Here is a 15,996-nt window from a genome sequence, read left to right on the forward strand (position 1 = left end):
GGATTGGGCTGCCCTTGGGGCTGCGTGCTGCGGTGCGGATAGGCCGGGTGCGCTTGTCAGACGGGTGGGAAAATGCCGCCGGGTTATGCTATGCAGGGGCATGGCGCATGCAGATTTTGTTCATCTTCGGGTTCATTCCGCTTACTCCTTGAGCCAAGGGGCCATTCGTGTTCCCGATATCGCGGCCAAAGCGCAGGAAATGCGGATGCCCGCCGTGGGCATGACGGATTCAGGCAATCTTTTTGGCGCGCTGGAATTTTCGCAATACTGCGCCAAGGCCGGAGTGCAGCCCATTATTGGCTGCCAGATCGGCCTGCCCGCGCGTAATGACAAGCCGGGTGCGCCGGCTGAGCCCATTGTCCTGCTTGCGCAGAATGAGGCGGGGCTGGCTAATCTCCAGTTTCTGTCATCGTACGGTTTTCAGCATAGTGATCCGGCAGACCCCGTTGTGGGGCTGGATACCCTGTGTGAAAAATCCGAAGGGTTAATTCTGCTGACAGGTGGCACGCGCGGCCCCCTGTTCCAGATGCTGGCGGAAGGGCAGAAAGAGGAGGCCGAACGATGGCTGGAGCGATTGACCGGGGTCTTTGGCGACAGGCTGGTCGTGGAATTGCACCGCCATGGGCTCGCTGTTGAAAAAGCGGTGGAGCCCGGTGTGCTGGGGCTGGCAAACCGTTTTGGTCTGCCGCTGGTGGCTACCAATGAATGTTTCTTCCCGGCACCAGATCTATACGAGGCGCATGATGCGCTGCTCTGCATCGCGCAGGGGCGCACCATGGCGGAGCAGGAGCGCTTTCGCGTAACGTCAGAACACTGGTTCAAACCCCCCGAGATGATGCGCGCCCTGTTCGCGGATCTGCCCGAGGCCTGCGACAACACGCTGGAAATTGCCCGGCGCTGCGCCATTAAAGTGGAAACCCGTAGTCCACTCCTGCCAATTTGCCCCAAAGTGCGTGAAGGCGCGACCGAAGACCAGACCCTGCGCGCCATGGCGCATGAAGGGCTGGAGCAGCGCTTTACCGATATGGCGCTGGATGAGGAAACCAAGGCCCGTTATCAGGCCCGCCTGACATTCGAGCTGGATATCATCTCGAAAATGGGTTTCCCCGGTTACTTCATGATCGTTGCGGACTTTATCCAGTGGGCGAAGGCGAATGACATTCCGGTGGGGCCGGGGCGTGGGTCGGGGGCTGGTTCGCTGGCCGCATGGGCGCTGACCATTACTGATATCGACCCCATTCCCTTCAACTTGCTGTTCGAACGGTTTCTGAACCCCGAACGTGTTTCCATGCCTGACTTCGATATCGATTTCTGTCAGGACCGGCGCGATGAGGTCATAGCCTATGTGCGGGGTGAATACGGGGCCGATCGTGTAGCGCAGATCATCACGTTCGGTAAGTTGCAGGCCCGCGCAGCCGTGCGTGACGTGGGGCGTGTGCTGGGTCTGCCTTACGGTATGGTCAACCGTGTGGCCGAGCTTATACCCAATAATCCTGCAAAACCCGTGACGCTGAAAGAAGCTATCGCGGGGGAACCCAAATTGCAGGAAATGCGCGATAGCGACGAGGCCCTGCGCAGACTTTTGGAAATTGCCCAGCAGCTTGAAGGGCTTTTCCGCCATGCCAGCACCCATGCCGCAGGTGTGGTGATTGGTGATCGCCCGCTGGTGGAACTGGTACCGCTCTACCGAGACCCCAAGAGCGATATGCTGGTAACCCAGTATAATATGAAGTTTGTTGAACAGGCAGGGCTGGTCAAGTTCGACTTTCTGGGCCTGACAACCCTCACCATTCTACGGCGTGGGGTCGATTTCATTGCCCGTATGGGGCAGAGCGTGGAGCTTGGCCGTATCCCGCTGGATGATGCCGCAACATACGACATGCTGGGCCGGGGCGATGCCGCGGGCGTGTTCCAGTTCGAAGGCGCGGGCATGCGTGACGTGCTCAAGCAGATGCGCCCCACACGGTTGGAAGACCTGATTGCCGCCGTGGCGCTGTATCGCCCCGGCCCGATGGCGAATATTCCCGATTATTGCCGGCGCAAGCATGGCGAGGCGTGGGAGCCCCCGCACGAGGAAATTCGCGAGATTCTTGAAGAGACCTACGGCATCATGGTCTATCAGGAACAGGTCATGCAGATCGCCCAGAAAATGGCGGGCTACAGTCTGGGTGGCGCTGACTTGCTGCGTCGCGCCATGGGTAAGAAAATCCGTGCGGAAATGGACCAGCAGCGCGAGATTTTCACCTCCGGTGCCATTAATCGCGGAATACCCAAGGATAAGGCCGTTGAGGTGTTCGACCTCATGGCAAAATTTGCTGACTACGGCTTTAATAAATCGCATGCAGCCGCGTACGCGCTGGTGTCCTACCAGACAGCGTGGATGAAGGCTAATCATCCTGTGGCGTTTCTGGCTGCGTGCATGTCGCTGGCGCGGGAAAAAACCGAAAAACTTGCAGCCTTGCGGCAGGAAGCCGAACGCATGGGTATTGCCGTGCTTCCGCCAGACATTAATTATTCCGAAGCCGATTTTTCCGTGGAGCAGCAGCCAGATGGAACCTATGCCATCCGCTACGCGCTGGCCGCGATCAAGAAAGTTGGTTTTGGGGCCATGGAATCTCTCGTGGCCACGCGCGGCACCCAGCCTTTTACCGATCTGGTGGATTTTGCCACACGCATAGACCCGCGCAATATCAACCGTATGCAGGTGGAAAACCTTGCAAAAGCCGGAGCATTTTCCAGTATCGATCCTAATCGCGCGCGGGTGCATGGTGCGGCGGACACTCTGTTGCGCCGCGCGCATGCGCAGGCACAGGAGGCGGCTTCGGGGCAGATCGGCCTGTTTGGTGGGGGCGGGCAGAAAGAACCCCTGCGGGTGGAAGACCGGCCAGATTGGCCCGAGTTCGAGCGGCTGGCGATGGAAGCCGAGGCCGTGGGTTTTCACATGACGGCACATCCGCTGGATTCCTATGGCGCGGTTTTGCGGCGGCTGGGGGTTACGCGCATGTCGCACCTTCTGTCTGCGGCGGAAGCTGGCATGGGGCGGGTACGGATCGCGGGGTGTGTGGTGGACCGCAAGGAGCGGCCAACCCGCACGGGTAACAAGATGGCATGGGTGCGCCTGTCCGATGCCTCTGGCGGATGCGAAGTAACGGTGTTTTCCGAAGTGCTAACCCGTGTGCGCGAAAATCTGGTTGCAGGCGCGGCTGTTCTGGTGACAGCAGAAGTCAAGCTCGAGGGCGAGGCCCTGCGTCTGACGGCACAGGATATTATCGATCTGGAGCAGGCCGCAGCACAGGAAGAGGGGCGGATGCGCGTCTGGCTTGAGGGGGTGCACGCTCTGCCACCTTTGCAGGCCCTGCTAGATGAGCAGAAAGGGGGAGCCGGGCGTATTGTGCTCATGCCCGGTGTGGCGGAAAGCCGTGATGTCGAGGTCAGGCTGAAAGGCGGCTACAAGGTTACGCCCGTTCTGGCCCAGAAACTGCGCACCGTGCCCGGTATTTCCAAGGTGGAGCAGCTCTGATTCATGGTTTGGTTGCGTGAACTGCCCTGGCGCGAGCCGGATGCCGTTCTGGCTGCGTGGGGGCATGCGCCGTGGTGTGCGTTTCTCGATAGCGGCGGCGTGTTGGAAGAACGCAGCCGGTGGCATTTTTTCTGCCACGCGCCACGGCATGTGCTGAGTGTTAGTGCCGGGCACGTGACTATGGACGGGCGTGATCTGGGCGCGCTGTCTCCCCGTCAGGTTCTGGCTCTGTTGCGCGAACTATGTCCGCCCTCTCAGGCGATGGAACTGGCGGATTCTGGTGTGCCGTTCTGCGGTGGGCTGGTGGGGTTTGCGGGCTATGGGTTTGGGCTGGCACTCGAAGCTGTGCCCAGTATCCACCTAGCACAGGCTGGCGTGCCGGATATGGCCGTTGCCTTGTATGATCATGCCTATGTGTGGGATAGGCAGGAAAAACGCTGCTATGTCAGTGGTTTTTCGTCAGTGTCTGATATGGAGGCGGGCTGTGTCGCAGCATGGCATGCCCTGCCGGAACAGGTGGCTCCGGCTCCGGTCTGCCCGGCCTTGAGGCTTGAGCCTGACCAGTCTGAGGCCGCGTATTGTCAGGCTGTTGCGCGGGCCCGTGACCTGATTGCCGCGGGGGATATTTTTCAGGTTAACATCACCGGGCGATATACGGCCCGGCTGCCTGAAGGTGTCGCCGGGGTTGATCTGTACCGCCGCCTGCGCGTGCAGGCTCCGGCCCCTTTTGGGGCGTATCTGTCATGCGGGGCAGGGTTTTCGCTGCTTTCCTGTTCACCGGAGCGGTTTCTGAGCGTCAGCGCTCAGGGCGGTGTTACCTCGCGCCCGATTAAAGGCACGGCCCCGCGTGGGGTGGATGCCGCGCAAGATGAGGTGCTGGCTGGCCTGTTGGCGGCGGATGAAAAGGAATGTGCCGAAAACCTCATGATCGTCGATCTGATGCGCCATGACATAGGGCGTGTTGCGCGCATAGGGAGCATGAGGGTTAAGGATTTCTTAAAGGTTGAACGCTTTGCCCATGTGCATCATCTGGTATCAGAAGTGCGTGGCACCCTGCTGCCTGAACGTGATGCGTTCGACCTGCTGGGTGCGACCCTGCCGCCGGGTTCGGTAACGGGTGCGCCCAAACACAGGGCGCTGGAAATTATTGACGCGCTGGAGGCTTCCGCCCGTGGGGCCTATTGTGGAACAGTTTTTCGTATCGGGGTGGATGGCAGCATGGATAGTGCGGTCATTATCCGCAGCTTTGAGTGTGCGGGACGGGTCATGAGGATTGGCGTTGGCGGCGGTATTACCATTCTGTCCGACCCACAGAAGGAATATGAGGAAATGCGTCTAAAACTGGCTCCGTTTGCTGCGTTTGCGGAGGGCGTATGAGCCTGATGTGGCTGAACGGGGAACTGGTGGCACTTGATGCCGCGCGGATCAGCCCCATGGATCGTGGCTTTACACTGGGTGATGGCCTGTTCGAGACCATGCGCGTGCGCGCAGGTTGGGTCATGAATTTGTATGCCCATATGGCCCGGCTGGTCGAAGGTGGGCGGGTTCTGGGCCTGCCAGTGCCTGACACCGCCGCCGTGCGTCAGGCTTTGTGTGAACTGCTCGATGCGACCGATCTTGAGGAAGGCAGTATACGCCTGACCCTGAGCCGGGGCGAAGGCCCGCGTGGGTTGCAGCCGCCTGTGAATGGCCGCCCTACACTGGCGCTGACAGCCAGCCCCGGCGCGTTTGCCCGCACAACCGTGCGCGCCATAACCAGCAAGCTTATTCGGCGGGATGAAACCTCGCCCCTTTCGCGGATCAAGAGCCTGAACTACCTGCCCGGTATTCTGGCCCGGCAGGAAGCCGCCCGCGCCAGCGCGGAGGAGGCGTTGTTGCTGAACATGCAGGGCCGCGTGGCGGAAAGTACCATCAGCACGATTATTGTCGCCTCGGAAGATGGCGAACTGACAACCCCGCCCGTAAGCGAGGGCGCTTTGCCGGGGGTTGCGCGCGGGGTGCTGCTGGCGCGTGGCCTCGTGCGTGAGGCCACGCTCGAGAATGAGCAGATTTTGTGGGCGCGTGGGGTCTGGCTGGTCAACACCCTTTCCTTGCGGGAAGTCACGGTGCTGGATGGGCAGGCACTGGCAACCGATCTGGCGTTGACAGAGACTCTGGCGACCTGTTTCGATACCGTGCCGGACGCATGGAGCTGATGCAGATTTGCTCGCCTCAGGCCGCACTGGATACTGGCCGGCAGGCTTGGCCGAGTGCCGTAAGGAGTGCAGAGGTGGTCAGGCATGCAGGGACGACGCTTGCATGACGGTACATTAGGCGGAATCGTGCCAGCCGCCGCAGGGTCGGGCGGCATACGCCACGCATGGATCGATCATACCTGTAATGCCGTGGCACCAAAGCAGTGCAACATGAGGGGGATATCATGCAGGCGGAAACAACAGCACGGCAGGACAGTGGCGCGAATGCTGCCCGGTATGACCTGCGGCAGATCGATTGCGACCCCAATTTCTGGTATCCGATTGCGTGGTCACGCAAGGTGCGGCCCGGCAAGGCTTTTGCCGCGCGCTATGCTGGTCAGCCTATTGCGCTGATTCGCCCTGAATATGGCCCCGTCTATGCGCTGGAAGATCGCTGTGCCCACCGTCAGGTGCCGCTGAGCAAGGGCGTAGTGGATGAAAAAGGCTGCGTGAAGTGCTGCTATCATGGCTGGGCGTTCAACCAGCAAGGGCATTGTGTCACCGTTCCTTATCTTAACCGTGAGGATGTGGGCCGCCCTGTCCGGACTTTTCCGTGCCGCGAAAAAAGCGGGCTGATTTTCATCTTCCCCGGAGACCCGGCACTGGCCGACAGCGTCCCGGTGCCCGATATCGCACAGGTGGGTAACCCAGAATATAAGACCCGCCAGTTCAACCCACGGCTGAAATGCCACTACACTTTCATGCATGAAAACCTGATGGATATGAACCATCAGTTCCTGCACCGCCGCCAGATGGGCTCCATTACCGCCCGCTTTTTGGGGCAGGACAAGGGCGAGAATTTTATGGAGGCGCGGTACAGCTTTGCCCGCACGGCAGGTAATCAGCCACTGGCCGAAGCCCTGATTTTCGGGCGGCATCATGATCTTGAAGGGCGTGAACAGCCGGTGGAGGAAGTGGTCTCCATCCGCACCACCTATCCGTACCAGACATTGCAGATCCACGATAAGGATGGCGATCTGATCATGGATCTGTGGGTGTGTTATGTGCCGCTGGGCGAAACCCAGCAGGTTACGCAGGCTTTCGGCCTCTTGTCGGTCAAGAAACCCAAATGGGCATTTCTGCTCGATATCGCATGGCCCGCCCTCGGCCTGTTCACGCACCGTATTTTTGAAGAAGACCGCGAAATCGTGGAGATGGAGCAGGCCGCATGGCGTGAACTGGGGGGAGACCACAATATCGAGGTCTTTCCCGTGGTGCGGAACCTGCGCACCCTGCTGGCTGCCCATGGTGTGCCCAACCGCTATGCCCAGCCCTTGCCCGACAAGGTGCCTGCGGCTGCGGTCTGAGCTTTTTATCCTTGCCTGCATGGCCAAAAACCGCCATACAGGCGCCGCCCGGCCATGGCCGGGACAACGCACGCGGGGCCATGCCTCACTGGTGCCGGTCTTTAACAGCCCGGTAGCGCTCCGCGGAGGTACAACCAGATAAGTAGGATAACGCCAATGGCGATGCCCGATTTCACTCTGCGCCAGCTCCTTGAAGCTGGTGTTCACTTTGGTCACCACACCCGCCGCTGGAACCCGCGCATGGCGCCGTTCCTGTTCGGTGTGCGCAACCAGGTTCACATCATCGACCTTCAGCAGACCGTTGGCCTGCTCGACCGCGCGCTCAAAGCGATTCGCGATGTTGTGGCCGGTGGTGGCCGCGTTCTGTTCGTTGGCACCAAGCGTGCAGCGCAGGACCCGATTGCCGAAGCAGCCCGTCGTTGCGGCCAGTATTACGTCAACCATCGCTGGCTGGGCGGCATGCTCACCAACTGGAAGACCATTCAGGGTTCCATCAAGCGCCTGCGCCAGATCGAAGAAACCCTCGAAGGCAACACCTCCGGTCTGACCAAGAAGGAAGTTCTTGATCTGACCCGCCAGCGCGACAAGCTGGAGCGTTCGCTCGGTGGTATCAAGGAAATGGGCGGCCTGCCGGACGTCCTGTTCGTGATCGACACCAACAAGGAAAAGCTGGCCATTGAAGAAGCCAACAAGCTGGGTATCCCGGTTGTGGCCGTTCTGGACAGCAACTCCGATCCGCGTGGCGTGACCTTCCCGGTTCCGGGTAACGATGACGCCATCCGCGCTATCGGCCTGTACTGTGATCTGGTGTCTGCTTCCGTTCTGGACGGCATTTCGGCTGAGCTGGGCGCTTCCGGCGCTGACCTGGGTGCGGCTGAAGATCTGGTTGAAGAACCGGCTCTGGAAGAAGCCGCAGCCGACGCCCCGGCGGCTGGCTGATACGTCTTCAAGGAAGGCAGCCCGGTTTAGGCCGGGCTGTTTTCATTTGTCACGGCCCGCTTTAAGCGGGTGGAAAAATACCTTGGCGCGCCCTGAGCAAGGGCGCGCCAAGGGCTTATAAGGAGTACGGAACATGGCGGAAATTACCGCAGCACTGGTCAAGGATCTGCGCGAGAAAACCGGCGCGGGCATGATGGATTGCAAAAAGGCGCTGAACGAAGCTGCTGGCGACATCGAAGCCGCTGTCGACTGGCTGCGTAAGAAGGGCCTTGCCGCCGCTGCCAAGAAGTCCGGCCGTGTCGCGGCTGAAGGTCTGGTTGCTGTGGCCTCCAACGACCTTTCCGCTGCCATGGTTGAAGTTAACGCCGAAACCGACTTCGTGGCGCGTAACGAAGCCTTCCAGACCTTTGTTGAGGAAGTGGCCAAGGTTGCCCTCAAGGTTGGTGAAGACCTCGAAGCGATCAAGGCAGCAACGCTGGCCAGCGGTCGCACCGTTGCCGAGGAACTGACGCACCTGATCGCCACCATCGGCGAGAACATGTCCCTGCGTCGCGCCCGCGTTTTCACCGTGCCGTCTGGCGTGGTGGCAACTTATGTCCACGGCGCGCTGCGTCCGGGTCTGGGCAAGATTGGCGTTCTGGCTGCTATCGAAGCACCGAGCACCTCCGATGCGATTGAAGTGCTGGGTCGTCAGATCGGCATGCATGTTGCTGCTACCCGTCCTTCCTCGCTGGATGTCGACAATCTGGATCAGGATGCCGTTGCGCGTGAACGCGCCGTGCTGATCGAGCAGTCCCGTGCTTCCGGCAAGCCCGAAGCCATCATCGAAAAGATGGTCGAAGGCCGTATCCGCAAGTTCTACGAAGAAGTGGTGCTGCTGGAGCAGGTGTGGGTGCATGACGGCGAAACCCGCGTGAAGGACGTGGTGAAGAAGGCTGGCGTGAAGCTGGTTGGCTTCGACCGCTTCCAGCTTGGCGAAGGCATTGAAAAGGTTGCTGACGACTTCGCTGCTGAAGTCGCCAAGGTTGCCGGCGCCTGAGCGTAAGGCTTCTGTGGCCATGAACAAGGGCGGGGTGTCTCCGGCGGAGGCCCCCGCCCTTGTTGTTTCTGCCACCCTCATGGGCGAGACGGCAGCCCGCGTGCATGTGCTGACCGAGGCCGAAGGGCTGGTGCGCGGTATGGTGCATGGGGGTGCCAGCCGGGCCGGGCGTGCGCTGTGGCAGCCCGGTAATGTGGTGCGCACCACAATCCGCCAGCGGGGTGACACGGGACTGCCCACGTTTTCGGGCGAACTGCTTTATGGCTGCGCGGGGCGGCTGTTTTCAGCACCGTTGGCGCTGGCCATGGTGCAGTCAGCCTGCACGCTGCTGGAAACGACCCTGCCGGAGCGCGAACCCTGCCTGCCGTTATTTGCCGCCAGCGTGCGGCTTTTGTCGTTTCTGGGGTATGACGCGGCGGTGGCGGAACGCGAGGGCATGCCCCACTATATTCTGTGGGAGGCCGAGCTGCTGCGCACACTCGGGTTTGGGCTGGACCTGCAGGCCTGCGCCGTAACGGGTTGTGTGGATAATCTGGCCTATGTCTCGCCGCGCAGTGGCCGCGCAGTGAGCGAGGAAGGGGCCGGGGCGTGGAAAGACCGCCTGCTGCCGTTACCCGCCTTCCTACGCGATGCGCAGGCCGAAGGGGATATAAAGGACTGGCAACAGGGTCTTGCGTTAACGGGATATTTTCTGGAGCGGCACGCTTTCGGCCAGCGGCATCACCCCCTGCCTGCAGCCCGCACGCGTCTTGCGCAAAGACTGGCACAGAGTGACGAGGCAGGCTGACACTGCGCGTGCAGGTGGGAGCATGTCAGGTGGAAGATGTGTCAGGCAGTGCTCTGCCAAAGAGCGGGCAGCTCGTGGCGTGGCAGACCGTGTTTCTGGTCAGGTAAAGGACGCGTTTGCATGAGGTGATGCGCGCTTCTGGCGTGATACGATCATGACAAGACTGGCACAACGCAAGCAGGGTCTATATGTCTGGCAGGCAGGTCGGAACGCCCGATTGATGGAATGGCGTGTGTGCGGAGCATGAAATGAACGAGACAGTCGCAGGTCACATAGAAGAGACAAAGCTGGCGGATGCGCTGAGCCAGCGTTATCTGGCCTATGCGATGTCCACCATCATGTCGCGCTCGCTGCCTGATGTGCGTGATGGGCTCAAGCCTGTTCACCGTCGGCTGGTTTACGCCATGCACCAGCTCAAGCTCGACCCGGCCTCCGGGTTCAAGAAATGCGCGCGCGTGGTGGGCGATGTTATCGGTAAGTTCCACCCCCATGGCGATGCCTCGGTTTACGAGGCACTGGTGCGTCTGGCGCAGGATTTTGCAGCCCGCTACCCGCTGGTGGAAGGGCAGGGCAATTTCGGCTCCATTGATGGCGATAACGCGGCCGCCATGCGTTATACCGAAGCCCGCCTGACCGATGTGGCTGTGGCCCTGCTGGACGGTATTGAAGATGACGCGGTGGATTTCCGCCCGACCTATGATGGCGAGGAGCAGGAACCAGTTGTCCTGCCCGCGGCTTTTCCCAATATCCTTGCCAACGGGGCGGCCGGTATTGCGGTGGGTATGGCCACGAGCATTCCGCCGCATAATGCTGCCGAGGTGTGCAAGGCCGCCGCTGTGCTGGCGCGCAGGCCCGAGGCCGAAACGGCGGAGCTTCTGACCCATATCGCAGGGCCGGATTTCCCGACCGGCGGCCTGATTATGGAAGATGCGCGCGCCATCGCACAGGCTTACGAGACAGGCCGGGGTGGTTTTCTTATCCGGGCGCGCTGGCATGTCGAGCAGGGGCGCTTTGGCACGTGGCAGATCGTGGTGACGGAAATTCCCTATCAGGTGCAGAAATCGCGCCTAATAGAGCAGATTGCCGAAGCCATGGAGCAGAAAAAACTGCCCCTGCTGGGTGATGTGCGTGACGAAAGCACGGATGAAATCCGTCTGGTGCTGGAGCCCAAGTCACGCGGGATTGAGCCCGAGGTGCTGATGGAAACCCTGTTCAGGGCCAAGCTGCTGGAAAGCCGCTTTGCCCTGAATATGAACGTGCTGGGGCCAGATCGCGCGCCTGCCGTCATGGGGCTGAAAGCTGTGCTGCGCGCATGGCTGGACCACCGGCACGAGGTGCTGGAGCGCCGGAGCCGCCACCGGCTTGCGGCGGTGGAGCGCAGGCTGGAAATTCTGGCCGGTTTTCTGGTCGTTTACCTCAATCTTGATGAGGTAATCCGCATCATCCGTGAGGAGGACGATGCAAAGGCCAGCCTGATGCAGGTTTTCAGCCTGACAGACCTGCAGGCGGAATCGGTGCTGAACATGCGCCTGCGTAGCCTGCGTCGGCTTGAGGAAATGGATATAAAGCGCGAGCATGATGCGCTTTCCACCGAAAAGCGTAGCCTGCTGGGGCTGCTGGGAGACCAGAGCCTGCGCTGGGAGCGTATTGCGACCGAACTGGACGGCATGGCCGTGCAACTGGCCAAAGGCCCAATTGGCAAGCGGCGCAGCACCATTGCCAGCGCGCCCAAGGCGGTGGATGTGTCCGTGGTGGAGGCGGTGGAGCGTGAACCGCTGACCATGATCCTGTCGCAAAAAGGTTGGGTGCGGGCGCTCAAGGGGCATGTGAGCGATCTGGAAAGTCAGAAGTTCAAGGAGGGTGATGCTCTCAGGCTGGCGTTGCCTTGCCAGAGCACGGATCGGGTGTGCTTTTTCGCAACCGATGGGCGCGCCTTTACCCTGCGTGCAGGAGACCTGCCGCGCGGGCGGGGTGATGGCCAGCCTGTGCGTTTGCTGATGGATCTGTCGAATGACGAGGAACTAGTAGCCGTATTCGTGCTTGAAGAAGGCGGACGTAGGCTTGTGGCATCCAGTGCAGGGCGCGGCATGATAGTGGAAGATGATGCGCTGGTGGCGGAAAAGCGCTCTGGCCGGCAGGTGCTCAACCTCAAAACCGGAGAGGTGGCGCGCGTATGCGTTGCTGCTCAGGGCAATCAGGTGGCGGTGCTGGGCGATAACCGGCGCTTTTTGATCTTCCCGCTGGCGGAACTGCCTGTCATGGCGCGCGGTCTGGGTGTGGCGTTGCAGAAATACGCCGAGGGTGGTTTGCGGCAGGCCATGGTCTTTGATAGCGCGCAGGGGCTGATCTGGCCGGGCAATGCCCGGCCGAGGAGTGAGGACGATCTGCGGGAATGGCAGGGTAAGCGGGCGGCGGTTGGCAAACAGGCTCCGCCTTGGGCACTGCGTAAAGCCTAGCGTTTAGAACAGGGGGGCATCTGGAAACAGATCCTCCCGCCCGGTTGCTATGGGTTCATCCGTATTCAGGGGCCGCCAATGGCCGCCCCGCAGGATTTCCGCCGGGCGGTAGCGGCTTTTATAGGCCATTTTTGGGCTACCCGGCACCCAGTACCCCAGATACAGGTAAGGCTTGCCCAGCAGGATTGTCTGGCGGGCCAGAAACAGAATGACATGGCACCCCAGTGAGCGGTGCGGCATGTCGGGTCTGTAAAAGCTGTAAACAGCCGAAAGTCCATCTTCCAGCACGTCTATCAGGCTGACAGCCAGCAGTGTGCCCGCCGTATCGCGGAATTCGATCACGCGGGTATCTACCGGCGTGTCTTCCAGCATGATGGCGTAATCCTGCTCGTTCATGCCTGCCATGTCGCCATCCGCATGGCGATGATCCAAATACAGGCGGAACAGCGCATATTGTTCCGTCGTGGCGGCTGGGGGGCACAGTGTCGCTTCCAGATCGGCATTGCGCCGCCAGACCCGGCGCTGCGTCCTGTCAGGCTGAAAATCGGCTACCGGCAGGCGGATAGGGATACAGGCCGAACATCCCGCGCAGAGCGGGGCATAGGCCAGCGTGTGGCTGCGCCTGAACCCCGCGCGTGACAAATGGCTGTGCAGTTTGTCGGCTTCCGGCACCGACAGGTCGGCCAGCACCTTACGCTCCATCCGGTCCGGCAGATAGGGGCAGGGCTGCGGGGTAGAGGCAAAAAACAGGCGCGGCAGAGGGAGGCGAGGGGTCATGTGCCCCCCGCCATCTTGCCGGTTATCGTACCGGCTGTTCCCCCCTGTGCGCGCCTGCCCAAGGGGCTTACTGCCCGTAGGTCTGGCGCAGGGTCTGCGCCGCCTCGATGGCGAAGTAGGTCAGCACGCCATTGGCGCCCGCGCGGCGGAAGGCCAGCAGGCTTTCCATGATGGCGCGTTCGCGGTCCAGCCAGCCATTGTTGATGGCGGCCATCAGCATCGCGTATTCGCCCGACACCTGATAGGCGAATGTCGGCACGCTGAAGGTATCACGCACACGACGGATGATATCCAGATACGGCATGCCGGGCTTGACCATGACCATGTCCGCCCCTTCCTCAAGGTCCAGAGCGACTTCGCGCAGGGCCTCATCGGAGTTGGCGGGGTCCATCTGGTAGGTTTTTTTGTCGCCCTTGAGCATGCTGCCCGAGCCCAGCGCATCGCGGAAGGGGCCGTAAAAGGCACTGGCATATTTGGCCGCGTAGGACATGATGCGGGTATTGATCATGTCCTGTGCGTCCAGCGCCTCGCGGATTGCGCCAATACGCCCGTCCATCATGTCGGAGGGGGCAATGATATCAACCCCGGCCGCGGCCTGATTGACCGACTGCTGCACCAGAACCCGCACGGAGGCATCGTTCGTCACGTAGCCATTTTCGATCAGGCCGTCATGACCGTGGCTGGTATAGGGGTCGAGTGCGACATCGCCAATCAGCGCCATGTCGGGAAATTCGCGCTTGAGCAGGCGGGCGGCGCGGCACATCAGGTTGTCGGGGTTGGTGGCCTCGGTGCCCAGTTCATCCCGCACGGAAGAAGGCGTGACGGGGAATAGTGCCAGAGCGGGAATGCCCAGCTTGGCGGCGGGTTCGACATGGGCTGCAAGCTGGTCCAGCGTGACGCGCAGCGCGCCGGGCATGGAGGCCACCTCGGTAATGGTGTTGCTGCCTTCCGTAAAGAAAATCGGCCAGATGAGGTTGCTGACGCTCAGCGTGTTTTCAGCCACCAGCTTGCGCGTGGCCGCGTCAACACGGTTGCGGCGGGGGCGGGTCATGGGAAAGCGACCAGCCATCATGGCGGTATCTCCTGCAAGGCATGCCGTCCCGCGCGGCATGCCGCGCGGGGCTTGAACAGCGTTAATGAATGCCCAAACTATGCGCCCCCATGGGGTATATGCAACCCATGCGCTCAGCCCTGTGGGGGTGTATTGCCCTCTTTGGGCTGGGCAAGCCTGCTATGCTTACGGCCATAGGTTACATAAATGATCATACCAATGGCCAGCCATACTATCAGACGCAGCCAGGTCATCCGGTCAAGAAACACCATGACGGAACCGCAGCTCAGAATGCCGAGCACGGGAATGATATCGCCCCCCGGCACTTTGAACGGGCGCGGCGTATCAGGAGAGATGCGGCGCAGCGCTATGACCCCGGCACAAACCAGCACAAAAGCCAGAAGCGTGCCGATGGAGGTCATGTGCCCCAGTTCGGAAATGGGCAGGAAAGCGCTGAGCAGGCATGTCAGCCCCATGAAGAAGAGGTTCGAAAGCCATGGTGTCTGGTAGCGCGGGTGGGTGATGCTGAACAGGCGCGGCAGCAGCCCATCGCGCGACATGGCAAAGAAAACCCGGCTCTGGCCCAGCAGCATGCCCAGCAGCACCGAGGTAAACCCGCAGATAATGCCGATTTTTACCGCTGTTTGCAGCCAGTGATACGGGGTGCGGTTGATGGCGGTGGCCACGGGGGCGGCATCGCCCACCATATCGCGGTAATTCACCAGCCCGGTCATGACCGTGGCGAAGGCGACATAGACCAGCGTGCATACAAGCAGGCTGCCCAGAATGCCTATAGGCATGTTGCGTGCAGGGTTGCGGGTTTCCTGTGCGGTGGTGGAAACCGCATCAAACCCGACATAGGCAAAAAAGATCGTGCCTGCCGCCCGCATAACGCCCGAAAGCCCGAAATGCCCGAAGGTGCCGTCATTGGGCGGAAGATAGGGGTGGTAATTCTCCGGGTTGATATAGGACAGCCCGAAGCCGATGAAAGCCGCAATCACCAGCAGTTTGATGGTGACAATGACGGCGTTGACCATAGCGGATTGCGAAATGCCCCGGATCAGCACCCACGATACCGCGCAGATAGCGGCTGCTGCCGGCAGGTTGGCAATTCCGTGTGTGATGGAACCATCGGCCATATGGAGGGTCTCGAATGGGGAGGCGGTTAGCCGGGCGGGCAGGACTATCCCCCATGAGTCGAGCAGAGAAACGACATAGCGTGACCAGCTTACCGCAACGGTGGCAGCCCCCACGGCATATTCCAGCACCAGATCCCAGCCGATAATCCATGCCATCAACTCACCCAGCGTAACATAGGCATAGGTGTAGGCGCTGCCCGCAATCGGGATCATGCTGGACAATTCGCTGTAGCACAGCCCTGCGAATCCGCAGGCGATAGCAGCCACAATAAAGGACAGAACAACAGCCGGGCCTGCGTTTTCAGAGGCGGCAATGCCGGTCAGGGAGAAAAGCCCCGCCCCGATGGTAGCCCCCACACCCAGCGCCACCAGATTGCCCGGCCCCAGCACGCGCTTTAATCCCTGCGTGGTTTCAAGGTTTGCCAGTGGTAGGCGGCGGGCAACGGATGAGAGCATTCCGGGCGCCGGAGGCTGCTGCATGTATTTTTCTCCTGTCAGGCGAACGCGGAAAGCTGTAAGAAACCGTTCCACAGTGTTGCTGCTATAAGACAGCGCGCGGACGCATCAGGCAAGATGTGTTCCATGCGTAATGAAAAGTGGCGCTCTCCCCCGGTTGTCTGCCCGTGTGGCGCTGGACGGCCAGAGACTTTCGACTTTGAGGAAACACCCGCATGAGCCACACCGATCTGGATCGTTTTTTCAACGCTGACCTTGAGACGACGGATGTTGCGATTTTTGAAGCGATAA

The 15,996-nt window shown here is 60.8% G+C and carries 12 protein-coding genes; 8 read left to right on the top strand and 4 right to left on the bottom strand.

Features of this window, described 5'->3' with window-relative positions; all coding sequences use genetic code 11:
• Positions 1–100: 100 nt before the first annotated feature.
• From dnaE to parC, 8 genes are all read left to right on the top strand, one after another.
• The gene (gene dnaE, locus ABF757_RS11435; protein WP_415482449.1) at positions 101–3,520 is read left to right on the top strand and encodes a DNA polymerase III subunit alpha; all 3,420 of its coding nucleotides are present in this window, start codon (positions 101–103) and stop codon (positions 3,518–3,520) included.
• A 3-nt stretch (positions 3,521–3,523) separates the two neighbouring features.
• On the top strand, positions 3,524–4,897 hold the full coding sequence (locus ABF757_RS11440; protein ID WP_415482450.1) for an anthranilate synthase component I family protein: 1,374 nt from the start codon (positions 3,524–3,526) through the stop codon (positions 4,895–4,897).
• Entirely contained in the window at positions 4,894–5,715 is an 822-nt protein-coding gene (locus ABF757_RS11445; protein ID WP_025860298.1) for an aminotransferase class IV, read from the top strand. The genes ABF757_RS11440 and ABF757_RS11445 overlap by 4 nt, the downstream gene beginning before the upstream one ends.
• A 224-nt stretch (positions 5,716–5,939) precedes the next feature.
• Positions 5,940–7,061: a Rieske 2Fe-2S domain-containing protein gene (locus tag ABF757_RS11450; protein ID WP_415482452.1), complete on the top strand. Its 1,122-nt coding sequence runs from the start codon at positions 5,940–5,942 to the stop codon at positions 7,059–7,061.
• A 156-nt stretch (positions 7,062–7,217) separates the two neighbouring features.
• Complete coding sequence (gene rpsB, locus ABF757_RS11455) at positions 7,218–8,000, top strand: 30S ribosomal protein S2 (protein ID WP_415482453.1); 783 nt, start codon at positions 7,218–7,220, stop codon at positions 7,998–8,000.
• A gap of 133 nt (positions 8,001–8,133) precedes the next feature.
• Positions 8,134–9,039, top strand: coding sequence for a translation elongation factor Ts (gene tsf / locus ABF757_RS11460; protein ID WP_415482454.1), 906 nt, complete (start codon positions 8,134–8,136; stop codon positions 9,037–9,039).
• A 19-nt stretch (positions 9,040–9,058) separates the two neighbouring features.
• Entirely contained in the window at positions 9,059–9,826 is a 768-nt protein-coding gene (recO, locus tag ABF757_RS11465) for a DNA repair protein RecO (RefSeq protein WP_415482455.1), read from the top strand.
• 248 nt (positions 9,827–10,074) lie between these two features.
• A complete protein-coding gene (gene parC / locus ABF757_RS11470; RefSeq protein ID WP_415482457.1) occupies positions 10,075–12,282 on the top strand; it encodes a DNA topoisomerase IV subunit A in 2,208 nt (735 codons plus the stop codon).
• Between the two features lie 3 nt (positions 12,283–12,285).
• Here parC and ABF757_RS11475 read toward each other — a convergent pair whose 3' ends face one another.
• The 4 genes from ABF757_RS11475 to ABF757_RS11490 form a co-directional block, all read right to left on the bottom strand.
• Positions 12,286–13,059 (bottom strand): arginyltransferase, encoded by a 774-nt coding sequence (locus tag ABF757_RS11475; RefSeq protein ID WP_025860302.1) that lies wholly within the window; start codon positions 13,057–13,059, stop codon positions 12,286–12,288.
• A gap of 67 nt (positions 13,060–13,126) precedes the next feature.
• On the bottom strand, positions 13,127–14,131 hold the full coding sequence (gene hemB / locus ABF757_RS11480) for a porphobilinogen synthase (RefSeq protein ID WP_415482458.1): 1,005 nt from the start codon (positions 14,129–14,131) through the stop codon (positions 13,127–13,129).
• A 113-nt stretch (positions 14,132–14,244) separates the two neighbouring features.
• A complete protein-coding gene (locus tag ABF757_RS11485) occupies positions 14,245–15,729 on the bottom strand; it encodes an amino acid permease (protein WP_415482459.1) in 1,485 nt (494 codons plus the stop codon).
• Positions 15,730–15,743: 14 nt separating this feature from the next.
• Positions 15,744–15,996, bottom strand: a 253-nt coding sequence (locus ABF757_RS11490) for a hypothetical protein (RefSeq protein WP_415482461.1), incomplete at its 5' end; no start/stop codon positions are given.

The organism is Acetobacter papayae, assembly GCF_047721125.1.
In the GTDB taxonomy this organism is placed as follows: domain Bacteria; phylum Pseudomonadota; class Alphaproteobacteria; order Acetobacterales; family Acetobacteraceae; genus Acetobacter; species Acetobacter papayae.